The sequence below is a fragment of the Mycobacterium sp. JS623 genome, assembly GCF_000328565.1.
Taxonomy (GTDB): Bacteria; Actinomycetota; Actinomycetes; order Mycobacteriales; family Mycobacteriaceae; genus Mycobacterium.
This window is the reverse complement of record NC_019966.1, coordinates 5,598,492-5,614,337: the sequence shown is the minus strand read 5'-3', so window position 1 is coordinate 5,614,337 and position 15,846 is coordinate 5,598,492. Positions and strand designations below refer to the sequence as shown.

Below are 15,846 nucleotides of genomic sequence, written 5' to 3'. Positions count from 1 at the left end.
GATTGATCCCAGCAGATAGGCTGGCCCGATGCGCCCGTCTCTGTCGGACTACGAACATCTGGCCAGCGGCAAGGTTCGCGAGCTGTACCGCATCGACGACGAGACCCTGCTGTTCGTCGCCACGGACCGAATCTCGGCATACGACTACATCCTCGACTCCGAGATACCCGACAAGGGCCGCATCCTGACCGCGATGAGCGTCTTTTTCTTCGACCACGTCGCGGCGCCCAACCACCTGGCAGGGCCGCCCGACGACGAGCGCATTCCGCAGGAGGTGCTCGGCCGCGCACTGGTCGTCCAGGAGCTCGAGATGCTGCCCGTCGAGGCCGTCGCCCGCGGCTACCTGACCGGCTCGGGCCTGACCGATTACCAGAAGACCGGGAAGGTGTGCGGCATCGCGCTGCCGCCTGGACTGTCGGAGGCCAGCAAGTTCCTCCAGCCCCTGTTCACCCCGGCCACCAAAGCCGAACTGGGACAACACGATGAGAACATCACGTTCAATGACGTGATCGAACTGGTCGGTGCGGTCAGGGCCAACCAGCTTCGCGAAAAGACCTTGCAGACCTATATCCAGGGCGCCGATCACGCGCTGACGAAAGGCATTATCGTCGCCGACACCAAGTTCGAGTTCGGCGTGGACAAGCACGGAAATCTTCGACTGGCCGACGAGGTCTTCACGCCCGACTCCAGCCGATACTGGCGCGCCGACGAATACCAGGAAGGCGTGGTCCAGCAGAGCTTCGACAAGCAGTTCGTCCGCAACTGGCTCACCGGCCCGGAGTCCGGCTGGGACCGCAACGGCGACAAGCCGCCACCACCGCTGCCACCCGACATCGTCGACGCCACCCGTGCCCGCTATATCGAGGCCTACGAACGCATCTCGGGCCGCAAGTTCAGCGACTGGATCAAGCCGTGAAACCACCCGAAGCCAAGAGAATCGACACTCGTCGCGAACATCACGGCGACGTGTTCATCGACCCCTACGAGTGGCTGCGCGACAAGGACAACCCCGAAGTCATCGACTACCTGAAGGCCGAGAACGACTACACCGAACACGCGACCGAGGGCCTGGCCCCGTTGCGGCAGAAGATCTTCGACGAGATCAAGGCCCGCACCAAGGAAACCGATCTGTCGGTACCGACCCGACGCGGCGAGTGGTGGTACTACGGCAGAAGCTTCGAGGGCAAGCAGTACAGCGTGCAATGCCGTTGCCCCGTCACCGATCCCGACGACTGGGTTCCGCCGCTGCTCGACGAGGACACCGAGATTCCTGGTGAGCAGATCCTGCTGGACGAGAACGTCGAGGCCGAAGGGCATGACTTCTTCGCACTCGGCGCAGCCAGCGTCAGCCTGGACGGCAACATCCTGGCCTACTCGGTGGACGTCAAGGGTGACGAGCGATACACGTTGCGGTTCAAAGACTTACGAACCGGATTGCTATACGACGACGAGATCGTAGGGATCGCCGCCGGTGCCACCTGGGCCGCGGACAACCGCACCGTCTACTACGTGACAGTCGACGAGGCGTGGCGCCCAGACACCGTATGGCGGCACCGACTCGGCGCAGGCCTGCCCGCCCAGAGGGTCTACCACGAGCCCGACGAGAAGTTCTGGCTCGCGGTCGGGCGTACCCGAAGCAACAAATACCTCATCATCGCGGCGGGCAGCGCCGTCACCACCGAAATGCGTTATGGCGACGCCGCCGACGGTGAGGCCGAGTTCACTACCATCTGGCCGCGCCGTGAGCTGGTCGAGTATTCCGTCGAGCACGCGATCGTGGGCGGCGAGGACCGGTTCCTGATCCTGCACAACGACGGTGCCGAGAACTTCACGCTCGTCGAGGCTCCCGTCAGTGATCCCAACACATTTCGCACGCTGATCGAGCATCGCGACGATGTGCGGCTCGACGCGGTGGACGCGTTCGAGGGCCATTTGGTAGTCAGCTACCGCAGCGAGGCACTGCCGCGGATCCAGCTGTGGCCGATCTACGCCGACGGCGACTACGGCCATCCCGAGGACATCACGTTCGACTCCGAGTTGATGTCGGCAGGGATTTCGGCCAACCCGAACTGGAGCTCACCCAAGCTGCGGATCGGCGCGACGTCATTCGTGATTCCGGTGCGCATCTATGACATCGACCTCGCCAGCGGTGAACGCACGCTGCTGCGAGAGCAGCCGGTGCTCGGCGACTACCACCCGGACGAGTATGTCGAGCGCCGAGACTGGGCCCTCGCCCCAGACGGCGCACGGGTGCCGATTTCGATCATCCACCGCATCGGCGTGCCCTATCCCGCGCCGACGCTGCTGTATGGCTACGGCGCCTACGAGTCGTGCGAGGATCCGCGGTTCTCCATTGCCCGGCTCTCGCTGCTGGACCGCGGCATGGTGTTCGCCGTCGCGCACGTGCGGGGCGGCGGAGAGCTTGGTCGGCCGTGGTACGAGCACGGCAAGCTGTTGGAGAAGCGAAACACCTTCACCGATTTCATTGTCGTGGCAAGCCATCTCATTCAGACCGACGTGACGCGGCCGGAGAACCTGGTCGCGTTTGGCGGCAGCGCGGGCGGGTTGCTGATGGGCGCCGTTGCCAACATGGCGCCGGAGTTGTTCGCGGGCATTCTGGCAGCGGTGCCCTTCGTCGACGCCCTGACGACCATCCTCGACCCGTCGCTGCCCCTGACAGTGACCGAATGGGACGAGTGGGGAAACCCGTTGGAAAACGAGGATGTCTACCACTACATGAAGTCTTACTCGCCCTACGAGAACATCGAGGCGAAGGACTATCCGGCGATTCTCGCGATGACGTCGTTGAACGACACCAGGGTGCTTTATGTCGAACCTGCGAAATGGGTTGCGGCGCTTAGGCATACCAAGACCGACGATCGCCCGGTATTGCTCAAGACCGAGATGAATGCCGGCCACGGCGGGATCAGTGGGCGCTACGAGCGCTGGAAGGAAGCCGCCTTTCAGTACGCCTGGCTACTGGATGCTGCCAAGGCAAACCACGACGGCAGCGGCTAGGTACACGACCTCCTCGACCGTGCGCACATCCAGCCGCGACGTCATCGACTTCGGCGGGTTGGGCATCCGCGCCGCGTAGATGTTGGCGGGCAACATCACCAGCATCAAGGCGAACAGGCCTACCGCCGCGGCAACGCGGGTCGGCGGGTACGCCAGTCCGGCCGCGCCGACCAGTTCGAGCACGCCGGTGATCGTGACGAGCAGGCCGGGGGCGGGCAGCCGCGGCGGCACGATCGCGATCATGTCGCGCCGAAGCGGGTTCACGAAGTGCGCGACCCCGGTCATCAGGAACATCGCGGCCATCCCGACCGCAAACGCTTGCGGCCAGCTGTCGACGTAGTCGACTCCGAACCAGCCGACCAGGCGAGCACCCAGCGTGCCGAGGACCAAAGTGACGATGACGGCCATTGCAAGTTCCTATCTAGACAATGTCAAGATGCAACGTAATCGAGCGATCTAGGCACTGTCAAGATTCCGGGTTATGATGGCGGCCATGAGCAGGGATTCTTATCACCACGGCGATCTGAAGGCCGTCATATTGGCCAAGGCCGCCACCCTGGTGGCCGAACGCGGCGCCGACGGGATCTCGCTGCGCGAACTCGCGCGTGAGGCCGGTGTCTCACACGCCGCCCCTGCGCATCACTTCACCGACCGTCGCGGCTTGTTCACCGCATTGGCTGCCGAGGGTTGGCGGCTGCTGGCTGAGGCGCTGAAGGGTGCCCGCCCGGACTTCATCGAAGCCGCGCTGGCGTATGTGCGGTTCGCGCTCGCCCATCCCGGCCACTACGCGGTGATGTTCGACAGCTCGCTGCTGAATCCAGACGACCAGGAGCTGATCGCCGCGGTGAGCGCCGCTGGGACAGAGCTTGTCCGGGGCGTCGGCACGCTCGACGATTCGCGCGCCAAAGGCGATCCACAGGCCGCGGCCTTGGCGGCATGGTCTCTGGTGCATGGCTTTTCGCTGCTGTGGCTCAACAAGGCGATAGATGACGACTCGGATCCGATCGCATTGGTGCACCGTGTCGCGGGAATGCTTTTCAAGAACGGTTAATGTGCCGGTATGACTTCGCTGAACGAAATCGCCCTGACGACGCTGGACGGGCGAGCCACCACGCTTGCCGAGCTCGCAGACGGCGCCGCGCTGGTGGTGAACGTCGCGTCGAAATGCGGCCTCACCCCGCAATACACCGCGCTGGAGCAGCTGGCGAAAGATTACGGCGACCGCGGTCTGACAGTCATCGGCGTGCCGTGCAACCAGTTCATGGGTCAGGAGCCGGGCACGGCCGAGCAGATCCAGACATTCTGTTCGACCAATTACGGCGTGACGTTCCCGCTGCTCGCCAAGACCGACGTCAACGGCGCCGACCGCCATCCGCTCTATGCGGAACTCACCAAGGCCACCGACGACAGCGGCGAGGCGGGCGACATCCAATGGAACTTCGAAAAGTTCCTGCTCGCACCGGGTGGCCAGGTGGTCAACCGGTTCCGGCCGCGCACCGCTCCCGACGCACCCGAGGTGATCGCGGCCATCGAGGCCGTCCTGCCGCGATAGATGGTCAACTGCTGACCACGTGTTGTAAACCGTTGGGACACCTGACGTTGCCACACTGAATACGTGGCTGGACAACTGATCGTCTCGATTTCCGGGATCAGCGATCGCACAGTGGCCGACGTCGATGCGTTTTGCCGCCAGCTCGACGAACGCGACGTGCCTGCTTCATTTCTGGTGGCGCCGCGAATCAAGGGCGGCTACCGACTCGACTCCGATGGGGCGACGGTCGAGTGGCTGGCGCAGCGACGTGAGCAAGGCGATGCGATCGTGTTGCACGGCTTCGACGAGGCAGCCACCAAGAAGCGACGCGGCGAGTTCGCGACATTGCCTGCGCACGAAGCCAATCTGCGGCTGATGGCGGCCGACCGGGTGCTCGAACACCTGGGGCTGCGCACCCGATTGTTCGCCGCACCGGGCTGGACCGTTTCACAAGGCACCCTGATGGCGTTGCCCCGCAATGGGTTTCGACTGCTGGCAGGGGTCAGCGGGATCACCGATTTGGTTCGTCAGACGACGGTGCGGGGCCGGGTGCTCGGTATCGGCGAGGGGTTCTTGAGCGAGCCGTGGTGGTGTCGGACGCTGGTGCTGTCGGCCGAACGCACGGCGCGCCGCGACGGTGTCGTCCGCGTCGCGGTCGCCGCTCGGCACCTGCGCAGGCCGGGACCGCGGCAGGCCATGCTCGACGCCGTCGACTTGGCGCTGATGCACCAATGTTCGCCATCCGTCTACCACTGGGATCCGTATCCCGCGCTGACAGACGCCGCCTGACCCGGGACCGCTACATTGGCGGCCATGGCTGACGCTGATGTGATAGTGGTGGGTGCCGGGCTGGCCGGCTTGGTTGCCGCCTGCGAGCTGGTCGAACGAGGACGGAGCGTACTGATCGTCGACCAGGAAAACGCCAACAACATCGGCGGTCAGGCGTTCTGGTCGTTCGGTGGGCTGTTCTTCGTCGACAGCCCCGAGCAGCGGCGGCTCGGCATCCGCGACAGCCACGAGTTGGCGCTGCAGGACTGGCTGGGCACGGCTGGTTTCGACCGGCCTGAGGACCACTGGCCCCGACAGTGGGCGCATGCGTACGTCGACTTCGCGGCGGGGGAGAAGCGCAGCTGGCTGCGCGAGCGTGGGCTGCAGACCTTTCCGCTCGTCGGCTGGGCCGAGCGTGGCGGCTATGACGCCCGCGGCCACGGCAACTCAGTGCCGCGTTTCCACATCACCTGGGGGACTGGCCCGGCGATCGTCGACGTTTTCGCGCGTCGGCTGTTGGGCAATGCGAAGGTGCGGTTCGCGCACCGTCATCGCGTCGACGAGCTGATCGTCGAAAACAACGCCGTCACCGGCGTGCGCGGCGCGGTGCTGGAGCCGACGACCGCGGCGCGCGGCGTGGCGTCGTCACGAAACACGGTCGGCGACTTCGAGTTCCGCGCGCAGGCGGTGATCGTCGCCAGCGGCGGCATCGGCGGAAACCATGACCTGGTCCGGCAGAATTGGCCGAAGCGGATGGGCAGGGTGCCCGAACAATTGTTGAGTGGTGTGCCCGCACACGTCGACGGACGGATGATCGGCATCACCGAAACCGCCGGGGCGCGCGTCATCAACGCCGACCGGATGTGGCATTACACCGAGGGCATCACCAATTACGACCCGATCTGGCCGCTGCACGGCATCCGAATCATTCCAGGGCCGTCCTCGCTGTGGCTGGACGCCCATGGCAAGCGGCTGCCGTCGCCGTTGTATCCCGGCTTCGACACGCTGGGCACGCTGGAGTACATCTCGCAGACCGGACAGGACTACACCTGGTACGTCCTCAACGCGCGCATCATCGGCAAGGAGTTCGGACTGTCCGGGCAGGAGCAGAACCCCGATCTCACCGGCCGCAGCGTGCGTGACGTGCTCTCCAGGGGGCGGGGAGGCGCGCCGGCACCGGTGCAGGCGTTCGTCGACAAGGGAGTCGACTTCGTCAACGCAAACTCGTTGCGGGACTTGGTGTCCGCGATGAACGCCGTCCCCGACGTGGTTCCGCTCGACTACACTACCGTCGAGGCCGAGGTCACCGCCCGCGACCGCGAGGTTGCCAACCGGTTCACGAAGGACACCCAGATCGCCTGGATCAGGCTGGCGCGCAACTACCTTGGCGACCGGGTCGCCCGCGTCGTCGCACCGCACCGGCTCACCGATCCGAAAGCAGGGCCGCTGATCGCGGTCAAGCTGCACATCCTGACCCGTAAGTCGTTGGGCGGCTTGGAAACCGACCTGGACTCGCGGGCACTTCGGGCCGACGGCAGTGTGTTCGGCGGGTTGTACGCGGCGGGTGAGGCTGCCGGGTTCGGTGGAGGCGGCGTGCACGGCTACCGCTCGCTGGAGGGCACGTTCCTCGGTGGATGTGTGTTCTCGGGCAGGGCGGCGGGACGGGCCGCAGCGCGCGAAACCGCTTAGAACTCTGTGCCGTCTTCCTCCGAGAGCACCTGGAAGTCGGTATCGGTCATCTCGGAGAGTCGCCCGTAGTAGATGCCGCGGGCGTTCGGCTCGATGATCGCCTGGTGGATCGGCACGGCGCGGGCGGGCGCGACGGCGCGTAGATACTCAACGGCCTCCGAGATCTTCATCCACGGCGCCGCGGCGGGCGTAGCGAGCACATCGACGGGCTCGCCCGGCGTGAACAACGCGTCGCCGGGATGCATCAACCGTGCGGCGTGCGAGCCATCCCCGACGAGGTACGAAATGTTGTCGATCACAGGGATTTCCGGGTGAATCACCGCGTGCCGACCGCCGACGCCGCGAACGGTCACGTGTCCGACGTTGAACTCGTCGCCGACATGCACGGCCTTCCAGGGCCCGCCGAGCTGCTCGGCAGTCTGCGGGTCGGCGTACAGCGCGGCCTGTGGGTTGGCATCAACGAGGGCCGGCAGGCGTTCCGTGTCGGCGTGATCGGGGTGCTGGTGGGTGATCAGGATCGCCGACAGGCCGGTGACGCCCTCGAATCCGTGGGAGAAGTTTCCTGGATCGAACAAGACAGTCGTGTCTTGACCTGATTCGCCCTTGAAATTTGCGAGTAAACATGAATGGCCGAAATGCGTCAATTGCATGCCTATATTGTGGCGCGCAAGGGGCGAGCGGGGGGAAGTTAAGACGTGCGATGGCTATTGGCGGTGGCCGTGGCGGCCTGCGGGTTGGCGATCGCGCCTGCAGGGTGGCCGGCGAGCGCGGTCCCTGGCGAATGTCCTCCAATTTGCGACGCCATCCCGGACTCGGCGTGGATCGCGCCGACGTCCATCCCGCTGTATCCGGTCTACCGTTGGCCCGGCCTGGAAGGGCTGGCGGTGACGGCGCCGTCGCCTCGGTTCGGATTCGAGGCGCTGTGCGGCAGCCCGTTGCTTGCCAACGACCCGCGTGCGTTCGCCGTCGCGGCGCGGTCGCCGGTGCTGCACGAGCAGGGCCAGTGGAACCTCCTGGTGCAGGTGCTCCATTGGCGCGGCGATACGGCGACCGGGGGCCCGACGGCGCTGACCGTGCTGGAGACGGCCAGGTCACGGCTGCAGGACTGCCAGTCGACTGCCTCGGCGGTTTCGCCGTCGATCACCACCGACGATCCCCGTCGCGTCGCTGCGGTGGTCAGCGATGCGGGTCATCAGGTCATGCATGAGTACCTGTTAGCCCACCCCGGCAGCAGCACCGTCGTCGAGTTGGCCATGTGGTCGTCGCTGCCGGCGCAAGTCGGCTGGCCCATCATTGCTGACGCGCAGGTCTTCGATGCGATGGCCGCGCCACTATGCAACGCGTACCTCGGATCGTGCCGGTCGGGCGGCTGACGCAGAGCCGCAGGTAGAGTGTTCGCCGTGGCAAGGGTGGTGGTGCACGTGATGCCCAAGGCGGAGATCCTCGACCCGCAGGGTCAGGCGATCGTCGGCGCGTTGGGCCGTCTCGGCTTCGGCGGTGTGTCAGATGTCCGGCAGGGCAAGCGATTTGAGCTCGAGGTCGACGACAGCATCGATGACGACACCCTGGCCGAAATCGCCGAATCTCTGTTGGCGAACACGGTTATCGAGGACTTCAGCGTCAGCAGGGAGCAGTCGTGACCGCGCGGGTGGGCGTGATCACATTCCCGGGCACGCTTGACGACGTCGATGCGGCGCGTGCGGTCCGGTTGGCCGGTGCCGAGGCGGTCAGCCTGTGGCATGCCGATGCCGACCTCAAGGGCGTCGACGCGGTGGTGGTGCCCGGCGGCTTTTCGTACGGCGACTATCTCCGGTGCGGTGCGATTGCGAAGTTCGCTCCGGTGATGGGCGAGGTAGTGCGAGGCGCCGCGCAGGGTCTGCCAGTGTTGGGGATTTGCAACGGTTTTCAGGTGCTGTGTGAGGCTGGGCTGCTGCCCGGTGCGTTGACGCGCAACGCGGGTCTGCACTTCGTCTGCCGCGATCTGTGGCTCGAGGTGGTGTCGAATTCGACGGCGTGGACATCGCGCTACGACGTCGGTGCCGACATCCTGGTGCCGCTGAAGTCCGGCGAGGGCCGCTACGTCGCCAGCGAGAAGATGCTCGACGAGCTCGACGGCGAGGGCCGAGTGGTGTTCCGCTACCGCGACAACCCCAACGGCTCGCAGCGCGATATCGCGGGCATCAGCTCGGCCAACGGTCGCGTCGTCGGCCTGATGCCGCATCCCGAGCACGCCACCGAGGCGCTGACCGGTCCGTCCGACGACGGCCTCGGCCTGTTTTACTCCGCGCTGGATCTGGTGCTGGCCGCTTAACCCGTACTGCCGAGCGTGCGAGTCTGCACACGACACGCCGGCAGGCGCAGCATTGCGAGAGCTGGTGCGGTGCTATTGGGAGCAATTGGAGTCGCGCGGCGAACTCACCGATGGCGGCGCGCTCAAGCGGCTCACGCGGATTCAGGCGAAGGGGTAAGGGATTCCCTCGCGCGCGCCTTCGTCATGCACTGAAACCGATTTCGGCCTCCGCAGTGAACCCGCCTGTCACAATTGGAGCACGCTGCAGAAGGGGCATGGCTGCGATGATCGTCTTGACAGACCACGTACACACCTGGGGCTGCTCCGTCACAGTCCACTACTCGCACGCACCTCATTCAGTCGTAGCCCAATCAACTCTGGCGCTGCATCTGGAGTTCAACTCGAATCTTCCGCCAAGTCCGATGTTTCGGAGTTATGCGCTCTTTCGCACTGCGGTAGTCGGGGGAGCGACCATCACCGTCAATGGACCCTCCCTTGTGGCGACGGATGTGACCGAGATGCATCTCGAGCTCATCTCCGACAACGGTGCGGCAGTCGCGGTTGTCAATCAATTCGATACCACGGGCGCCGTCGTCGGGCCGCCGAAGGAGCCCACTAGTGTGCGGACAGTTTCCTTTCATCGCCCCTCGAACGGAACCACCGCATACGCCCACACCACAAAGGTTTACGGCGGCGGCCGTGACATCAACGAGAACGAAGCCGTCCAGACGGCAATCGCTGGGCTGACCGTGCTCGGCCTCGATCCGGCCGGTCTGATCATGAAAGTGACGACAGAAGCTGCACACCTCGCGCGTCCGCAGCGCCTCGATCTGGATACCAACGAGCTTGTCGACGAGGTGACCGATCCGCGGATCGGGTAACCACTACGCGACGAGCGACCGCAAAATGCCGCCAAATTGCGGCGTGTCGGCGTGCAGACACGGTCGCTCGCGGAGAAACGGGCTAGGGAGTCAAGGCGACCGAGGCTTCGGCCGTGTAGCAGAGGAACGTCAGCGTCTCCTCCAGATACAGCTCCACACTGTCCGCATCATGCGACAGATATCCGATCGACACATCGGTTCCCAGCTGCAGATCGAAATCGCCGCCGCGCGTTGACAAGACGAACGCACCGTCAATCGCAGGCGCCCAGATGATGTCGCCGTCGACCAGCCTGTTCAGATGCTCGCGGATCGGATAGCCGTGTTCGGTCGTCTCGCTGACCTTCGTGTACACGTCGGCCGACAGCAGCACCGAGTACGGGCCGTCCACGCCAGCGAGCCGCAGTTCCGACAGCGCCTGTGCGATCACGTCGGGAATCTCGCGCGCGTCTTGCGGCAGCGCCAGCGCCGGATTCGAGCTGCATGCCCTGATGCCCTCGATGGATGCTGCGTCATAACCCTCGAAGATCGCCCGGTCCTCCACGAACGCCAACTTCTTCGCCGCGTCCTTCACCGGATCCCAATCCGAGTCCTGCGCGCCACGCTCGACATCGTCAATTGCGGTGCGCGACACCGTGAACGGCACCCGCAACCGCACCAGCGGCTTGCTCTCACGCAGATGCGCCATCACCCCGTCGCCGGGTGCAGCGACATCGGTCAGATGTCCCGTGCTGATCGCGGCGGTCACCGGTCCGCCCGGTTCGCTGACGTCGACCACCCGCCGTCCTGCGATGTGCCGCTTGAACGTTCGCGTCGCCTCCTCCTCGATTTGCGCCCACGCGCCTTCGGTGATCGGAGCCAGATCGCGATACAGGTTGTTCATTGGCCGGTTCCTTTCAGGCTGCCGATCCCCAGCGATCCGTTGGTGGCGACGGGCGCGACGGTGACTTCTGGATGCTCTTCTTCGGGTTCCGAATTCGGAAGCGGCGGTGGGTCATTGAGAAAGTCGACGATCGGCGTGAAGAACTTGCCCCCCGTGACCGCGGTCGAGAACTCGAGGATGTGATCGGTGTTGCCGGGCGGGTCGCCGATGAACATGTTGCTCAGCATCTGCTCGGTGACCGCCGCCGTCCGCGAGTAGCCGATGAAGTACGTGCCGTACTCGCCCTTACCGATCTCACCGAACGGCATGTTGTGCCGGACGATCTTCAGCTCGTTGCCGTCCTCGTCCTCGATCACGTTCAGCGCGATGTGCGAATTGGCCGGTTTGACATCGTCATCCATCTCGATGTCCTCGAGCTTGCTCCGGCCGATCACCAACTCCTGCTCGGTGACCGACAGTGCCTCCCAGGCCGACATGTCATGCAGATACTTCTGCACGTGCACATAGCAGCCCCCCGCGAAATCGGGGTCCTCATCGCCTACCTCGGTGGCGGACACCGCAAGCGGGCCGTCGGGATTTTCGGTGCCGTCGACGAAGCCGAGCAGGTCCCGGTTATCGAAGAACCGGAAACCGTGCGTCTCGTCGACGATGGTCACCGGCCCCAATGCCTTGACGATGCGACCCGCCAACTCGAAGCACATGTCCATCGACATCGCCCTGATGTGGAACAGCAGATCCCCTGCCGTCGCAGGCGCTTCGTGGCGTCCCCCGGTCAGTTCGATGAACGGCGTCAGCTCGGCGGGCCGCGGACCGGAAAACAGCCGATCCCACGCGTCCGATCCGATCGACGTCACCACCGACAACTTCTTGTCCGGGTCGCGGAAGCCGACCGCGCGGACCAGTCCGGCGATGTCGGGCAGCGCGTCGTGGACCTTTTGGACCGCCCCCTCCTCTTCATTGATGACGACAACTAGGAAGATGGCTGCGGGTGTCAACGGCGCCGTTACCGGTTGCGGTAGTGGTGCGGGCACCGTTTGACCCTAGCGAATCGTGCGTCGGCAATGATGGTGAACATGGTTCGGCGGGCAGGAGCGTAGCGACTTGGGGATTTCCGGGGCGAGTGCACAGGGGCTGTGCGAGTTCATCGACGCGTCACCGTCGCCCTTCCACGTCTGCGCGACGGCGGCCCTGCGGCTCGTCGACGCCGGATTCACCGAGCTCTCCGAAGCCGACGCCTGGCCCGCATCGGGTCGCTTCTTCACAGTGCGCGCCGGCTCGCTGGTGGCCTGGATCGCCGGCGGCGACGCGAACGCGCCCTTCCGCATCGTCGGCGCGCACACCGACAGCCCCAACCTGCGGGTCAAGCAACACCCCGACCGCTTTGTCTCCGGCTGGCAGGTCGTCGCATTGCAGCCCTACGGCGGGGCGTGGCTGAACTCGTGGCTCGACCGCGATCTCGGCGTCAGCGGGAGGCTATCGCTACGCGTCGGCAACACGCTCGACCATTGGCTGGTTCGCATCGACGAACCGATCCTGCGCGTGCCGCAGTTGGCCATCCACCTCGCCGAGGACCGCAAGGCGGTGTCCCTGGACCCGCAGCGGCACGTCAACGCCGTCTGGGGGGTGGGCAGCGGCAGCCGATCCTTCCTTCGTTACGTCGCCGAGCATGCAGGCGTCGCGGAAGCTGACGTGCTGGGCTTCGACCTGATGACGCACGACCTGACGCCGTCGCGGCTGGGCGGCGTTAACCAAGAACTTGTGAGCGCACCCCGGCTGGACAACCAGGCCACCTGCTACGCGGGGCTCGAAGCCCTGTTGGCCGTCGAACCCACCGACCACGTTCCGGTGCTCGCCCTATTCGACCACGAGGAGGTCGGCTCGCAGTCCGACCACGGCGCGCAATCCGAGCTGCTGCCGACAGTGCTGGAGCGCATCACGTTGGCGGCGCGCGGCAGCCGGGAGGACTTCCTTCGGCGGGCGTCGACGTCGATGGTGGCGTCCGGCGACATGGCCCACGCCACCCATCCGAACTATCCCGAGCGGCACGAGCCGGGCCATCTGATCGAGGTCAACGCGGGTCCGGTGGTCAAGGTGCAACCCAACCTGCGCTATGCCACCGACGGGCGCACCGCGGCTGCGTTCGCGCTGGCCTGCGCGCAGGCGGGCGTGCCGCTGCAGCGCTACGAGCATCGCGCCGATCTGCCCTGCGGTTCCACCATCGGCCCGATGACTTCGGCGCGCACCGGCATCCCGACCGTCGACGTCGGCGCCCCGCAACTCGCCATGCATTCCGCGCGTGAGGTGATGGGCGCCGCCGACGTCGCCGCCTACTCTGCGGCGCTTCAGGCTTTTTTGTCGCCCCTCTGATCTAGGGTCAGCGCCATGGCGCTCAATGTGGAATCGATCACGTTCGACACCACCGATCCGGACAAGGCCGCCGAGTGGTGGGCACAGGCCGCAGGTGGGCAGTTAACCCCTTATGTCCCCGGCGAATACGTTGCCGTCGAACGGCAACCGGGGCCCAAGCTGCTGTTTCAGAAGGTCGCCGACCCCACCCCGGGGAAGAACAAGATCCACCTCGATTTCTCGGCGGCCGATGTCGACGCCGAGGTGAAGCGGCTCGTCGATCTCGGTGCCAGCGAAGAGGGCCGGCACAGCATGGGCCCCGTCGCATGGGTGGTGCTGACCGACCCCGAGGGCAACGCGTTCTGCGTCACCGATGGTGGCTGATTGCCGGGGCCGCTGCACCTGATGGGCCTCGGACTCGGTGGCGGCGAGATCACTTGATGCGCTGTGCCAAGAGATGTTTGCCTGCCTCGGCACCCTTCCTGCTGTCGGCCTGTGCCTTGCGGACCAGTTCGGCAACCTCGTTGTCGCCCTCACGCTCGGCGTCGCTGATGTAGGTCTCATGTCGCGGCGCTCGCGCCATTCGTTTGCGTCTCAAAAGTCGCCTACCCGTCGCTTTTGGGGGACAAACCCGCACGCGTAAACAGTTCAGCCGCTTTGTTCTTCGCGAGTTCACTGACCACATGCCAGCCATTCGGATCGCCCTTGAGGATGGCCTCGGCCATCGATTTCATCTCGTCGTAGGTGGTGTGCGGCGGGATCGGGGGCACCTCCGGATCGGTCCGCACGTCGAGCACGATCGGCTCCGGCGTCGCCAGCGCCTGATCCCACGCCGGCCCCACTGCGTCGGGGTCGTCGACGGCAATCGCCTTGAGCCCCATCGTGCGGGCCACGTCGGCATAGGACACCTCGGGCAGTGCCTGCGACTCCTCGAATTTCGGGGCGCCGCCCATCGCGCGCAGCTCCCATGTCACATGCGACAAGTCGTTGTTGTGGAACACGCACACCACCAGCCGCGGGTCCGACCACTGCCGCCAATACCTGCGAACCGTAAGCAATTCGGCCAGCCCATTCATCTGCATGGCGCCATCGCCGACGAGCGCGATCACCGGCCGATCCGGATGCGCGTACTTGGCTCCGATCGCATAGGGCACCGCCGGGCCCATCGTCGCCAGCGTCCCGGAGAGCGAGCCCCGCATGTTCGCGCCGAACCGCAAGCAGCGCGCATACCAATTGGTCGACGAGCCCGAGTCGCCGGTGACGATCGCGTTCTCGGGCAGCCGGCTGGAAAGCTCCCAGACCACCCGCATCGGGTTCACCGGATCGGCCGACAGCATGACCTGCCGTTCCACCGTCTGCCACCATTGCGCGATGTTGGCCTCGACGGTGTCCCGCCACGACCGCTCGGTCTTGCGGGTCAGCAACGGAAGCAGTTCGGCCAGAGCGGTTTTCGCATCGGCGACGATGTTGACCTCGGTGGGGTAGCGCATGCCGATGTTGGCGCCGTCGATGTCGATCTGCACCGCGCGGGCCTTGCCGTACTCAGGCAGGAACTGGCTATACGGGAAGTTGGAGCCGACGATCAGCAGCGTGTCGCAGTCGCGCATCAGCTCATAGCTGGGCCTGGTGCCGAGCAGGCCGATCGCCCCCGTGACATACGGCAGGTCGTCGGACAGCACGTCCTTGCCCAGCAGTGCCTTCGCGACCCCCGCGCCGGTGCGTTCGGCCACCTCGTGGACTTCGCCCGCCGCACCCCGTGCGCCCTGGCCGACCAGAATCGCGACTCGAGATCCGCCGTTGAGGATGTCGGCGGCGAGCGCGATCGCGTCGGGATTCGCGGCGAGCATCGGCTCGACGTCGTGCGGCGCACTCGACGGCACCTGCTTGAACGCGTGGCCGGGCGGCTCGTAGGCCTCCTCCTGCAGATCCGACGGGATCACTACAGCCGTCGGGGCCCGCCGTGCCCGCGCGGTCCGGAACGCCCGATCAAGAGCGTTGGGCAGCTGGCTGGCGACGTTGACCTCGACCAGGTAGTCGCTCGCGACGTCCTTGAGTAACGACTGCAGATCGACCTCTTGCTGGTAGCTGCCGCCCATCGCGCTGCGTGCCGTCTGTCCGACGATGGCGACGACCGGCGTGTGGTCGAGTTTGGCGTCGTAGAGCCCGTTGAGCAGGTGGATTGCGCCAGGCCCGGACGTCGCCAGGCATACGCCGACGTTGCCGGAGAACTTCGCGTATCCGGTCGCAGCGAGAGCCGACATCTCCTCGTGGCGCGACTGGATGAACCTCGGCTGGTTGTCCGCGTTGCCGAACGCGGCGATCAGCCCGTTGATCCCGTCGCCGGGATAGCCGAAGACCTGGCCGACACCCCATTCACGCAGCCGGGACAAGACGTAATCGGCGACGGTTTGGCCCATACGCGTCGCGATACCCCCGATGATCG

The 15,846-nt window shown here is 65.5% G+C and carries 18 protein-coding genes; 12 read left to right on the top strand and 6 right to left on the bottom strand.

What is annotated here, in order from left to right; genetic code table 11:
• The first annotated feature begins 28 nt into the window (after positions 1 to 28).
• A complete protein-coding gene (locus tag MYCSM_RS27270) occupies positions 29 to 916 on the top strand; it encodes a phosphoribosylaminoimidazolesuccinocarboxamide synthase (RefSeq protein WP_015309406.1) in 888 nt (295 codons plus the stop codon).
• Positions 913 to 3,018 (top strand): S9 family peptidase, encoded by a 2,106-nt coding sequence (locus tag MYCSM_RS27265; RefSeq protein WP_015309405.1) that lies wholly within the window; start codon positions 913 to 915, stop codon positions 3,016 to 3,018. Before MYCSM_RS27270 ends, MYCSM_RS27265 begins: the two co-directional genes overlap by 4 nt.
• Here the strand turns inward: MYCSM_RS27265 and MYCSM_RS27260 are convergent.
• On the bottom strand, positions 2,977 to 3,426 hold the full coding sequence (locus tag MYCSM_RS27260) for a DoxX family protein (protein ID WP_015309404.1): 450 nt from the start codon (positions 3,424 to 3,426) through the stop codon (positions 2,977 to 2,979). The genes MYCSM_RS27265 and MYCSM_RS27260 overlap by 42 nt on opposite strands.
• 85 nt (positions 3,427 to 3,511) lie before the next feature.
• Here MYCSM_RS27260 and MYCSM_RS27255 point away from each other — a divergent pair, with 85 nt between their 5' ends.
• The 4 genes from MYCSM_RS27255 (at position 3,512) to MYCSM_RS27240 (ending at position 7,006) form a co-directional block, all read left to right on the top strand.
• The gene (locus tag MYCSM_RS27255; RefSeq protein WP_041315099.1) at positions 3,512 to 4,069 is read left to right on the top strand and encodes a TetR/AcrR family transcriptional regulator; all 558 of its coding nucleotides are present in this window, start codon (positions 3,512 to 3,514) and stop codon (positions 4,067 to 4,069) included.
• 9 nt (positions 4,070 to 4,078) lie between these two features.
• Entirely contained in the window at positions 4,079 to 4,570 is a 492-nt protein-coding gene (locus tag MYCSM_RS27250; RefSeq protein ID WP_015309402.1) for a glutathione peroxidase, read from the top strand.
• 63 nt (positions 4,571 to 4,633) lie between these two features.
• The gene (locus tag MYCSM_RS27245; RefSeq protein WP_015309401.1) at positions 4,634 to 5,338 is read left to right on the top strand and encodes a DUF2334 domain-containing protein; all 705 of its coding nucleotides are present in this window, start codon (positions 4,634 to 4,636) and stop codon (positions 5,336 to 5,338) included.
• A gap of 24 nt (positions 5,339 to 5,362) precedes the next feature.
• The gene (locus tag MYCSM_RS27240; RefSeq protein ID WP_015309400.1) at positions 5,363 to 7,006 is read left to right on the top strand and encodes an FAD-binding dehydrogenase; all 1,644 of its coding nucleotides are present in this window, start codon (positions 5,363 to 5,365) and stop codon (positions 7,004 to 7,006) included.
• Here the strand turns inward: MYCSM_RS27240 and MYCSM_RS27235 are convergent.
• Complete coding sequence (locus tag MYCSM_RS27235; protein ID WP_015309399.1) at positions 7,003 to 7,656, bottom strand: MBL fold metallo-hydrolase; 654 nt, start codon at positions 7,654 to 7,656, stop codon at positions 7,003 to 7,005. The genes MYCSM_RS27240 and MYCSM_RS27235 overlap by 4 nt on opposite strands.
• Positions 7,657 to 7,701: 45 nt before the next feature.
• Here MYCSM_RS27235 and MYCSM_RS27230 point away from each other — a divergent pair, with 45 nt between their 5' ends.
• The 4 genes from MYCSM_RS27230 to MYCSM_RS27215 all read left to right on the top strand — a co-directional run bounded on the left by MYCSM_RS27230 (position 7,702) and on the right by MYCSM_RS27215 (position 10,177).
• Entirely contained in the window at positions 7,702 to 8,379 is a 678-nt protein-coding gene (locus tag MYCSM_RS27230) for a hypothetical protein (RefSeq protein ID WP_015309398.1), read from the top strand.
• A 27-nt stretch (positions 8,380 to 8,406) separates the two neighbouring features.
• Positions 8,407 to 8,646, top strand: coding sequence for a phosphoribosylformylglycinamidine synthase subunit PurS (purS, locus tag MYCSM_RS27225; RefSeq protein WP_015309397.1), 240 nt, complete (start codon positions 8,407 to 8,409; stop codon positions 8,644 to 8,646).
• Positions 8,643 to 9,317 carry a phosphoribosylformylglycinamidine synthase subunit PurQ gene (purQ, locus tag MYCSM_RS27220; RefSeq protein WP_015309396.1) on the top strand — a complete coding sequence of 225 codons (675 nt, stop codon included), beginning with the start codon at positions 8,643 to 8,645 and terminating at the stop codon, positions 9,315 to 9,317. Before purS ends, purQ begins: the two co-directional genes overlap by 4 nt.
• Positions 9,318 to 9,793: 476 nt before the next feature.
• Positions 9,794 to 10,177 carry a hypothetical protein gene (locus MYCSM_RS27215; protein ID WP_041312748.1) on the top strand — a complete coding sequence of 128 codons (384 nt, stop codon included), beginning with the start codon at positions 9,794 to 9,796 and terminating at the stop codon, positions 10,175 to 10,177.
• An 82-nt stretch (positions 10,178 to 10,259) separates the two neighbouring features.
• Here MYCSM_RS27215 and MYCSM_RS27210 read toward each other — a convergent pair whose 3' ends face one another.
• Both MYCSM_RS27210 and MYCSM_RS27205 read right to left on the bottom strand, forming a co-directional pair.
• Positions 10,260 to 11,057 carry a family 1 encapsulin nanocompartment shell protein gene (locus MYCSM_RS27210; RefSeq protein WP_015309394.1) on the bottom strand — a complete coding sequence of 266 codons (798 nt, stop codon included), beginning with the start codon at positions 11,055 to 11,057 and terminating at the stop codon, positions 10,260 to 10,262.
• Positions 11,054 to 12,088, bottom strand: a complete 1,035-nt coding sequence (locus MYCSM_RS27205; RefSeq protein WP_015309393.1) for a Dyp-type peroxidase — start codon at positions 12,086 to 12,088, stop codon at positions 11,054 to 11,056. The genes MYCSM_RS27210 and MYCSM_RS27205 overlap by 4 nt, the downstream gene beginning before the upstream one ends.
• A 76-nt stretch (positions 12,089 to 12,164) precedes the next feature.
• On the opposite strand from MYCSM_RS27205, the gene MYCSM_RS27200 reads away from it, so the two are divergent.
• Positions 12,165 to 13,424 carry a M18 family aminopeptidase gene (locus MYCSM_RS27200; protein ID WP_041315096.1) on the top strand — a complete coding sequence of 420 codons (1,260 nt, stop codon included), beginning with the start codon at positions 12,165 to 12,167 and terminating at the stop codon, positions 13,422 to 13,424.
• A gap of 15 nt (positions 13,425 to 13,439) precedes the next feature.
• Positions 13,440 to 13,787: a VOC family protein gene (locus MYCSM_RS27195; protein WP_015309391.1), complete on the top strand. Its 348-nt coding sequence runs from the start codon at positions 13,440 to 13,442 to the stop codon at positions 13,785 to 13,787.
• A gap of 49 nt (positions 13,788 to 13,836) precedes the next feature.
• Here the strand turns inward: MYCSM_RS27195 and MYCSM_RS35375 are convergent, their stop codons facing one another.
• Positions 13,837 to 13,986 carry a hypothetical protein gene (locus MYCSM_RS35375; RefSeq protein ID WP_157681407.1) on the bottom strand — a complete coding sequence of 50 codons (150 nt, stop codon included), beginning with the start codon at positions 13,984 to 13,986 and terminating at the stop codon, positions 13,837 to 13,839.
• Between the two features lie 22 nt (positions 13,987 to 14,008).
• Entirely contained in the window at positions 14,009 to 15,820 is a 1,812-nt protein-coding gene (locus MYCSM_RS27190; protein WP_015309390.1) for a thiamine pyrophosphate-requiring protein, read from the bottom strand.
• Between the last annotated feature and the right edge of the window lie 26 nt (positions 15,821 to 15,846).

Excerpts from the sequence above, each read along its gene's own strand:
- MYCSM_RS27195 (WP_015309391.1), top strand. The coding sequence starts at position 13,440 with ATGGCGCTCAATGTGGAATCGATCACGTTCGACACCACCGATCCGGAC.
- MYCSM_RS27250 (WP_015309402.1), top strand. The coding sequence starts at position 4,079 with ATGACTTCGCTGAACGAAATCGCCCTGACGACGCTGGACGGGCGAGCC.
- MYCSM_RS27235 (WP_015309399.1), bottom strand. The coding sequence starts at position 7,656 with ATGCAATTGACGCATTTCGGCCATTCATGTTTACTCGCAAATTTCAAG.
- MYCSM_RS27240 (WP_015309400.1), top strand. The coding sequence starts at position 5,363 with ATGGCTGACGCTGATGTGATAGTGGTGGGTGCCGGGCTGGCCGGCTTG.
- MYCSM_RS35375 (WP_157681407.1), bottom strand. The coding sequence starts at position 13,986 with ATGGCGCGAGCGCCGCGACATGAGACCTACATCAGCGACGCCGAGCGT.
- MYCSM_RS27255 (WP_041315099.1), top strand. The coding sequence starts at position 3,512 with ATGAGCAGGGATTCTTATCACCACGGCGATCTGAAGGCCGTCATATTG.
- MYCSM_RS27260 (WP_015309404.1), bottom strand. The coding sequence starts at position 3,426 with ATGGCCGTCATCGTCACTTTGGTCCTCGGCACGCTGGGTGCTCGCCTG.
- MYCSM_RS27210 (WP_015309394.1), bottom strand. The coding sequence starts at position 11,057 with ATGAACAACCTGTATCGCGATCTGGCTCCGATCACCGAAGGCGCGTGG.
- MYCSM_RS27190 (WP_015309390.1), bottom strand. The coding sequence starts at position 15,820 with ATGGGCCAAACCGTCGCCGATTACGTCTTGTCCCGGCTGCGTGAATGG.
- MYCSM_RS27270 (WP_015309406.1), top strand. The coding sequence starts at position 29 with ATGCGCCCGTCTCTGTCGGACTACGAACATCTGGCCAGCGGCAAGGTT.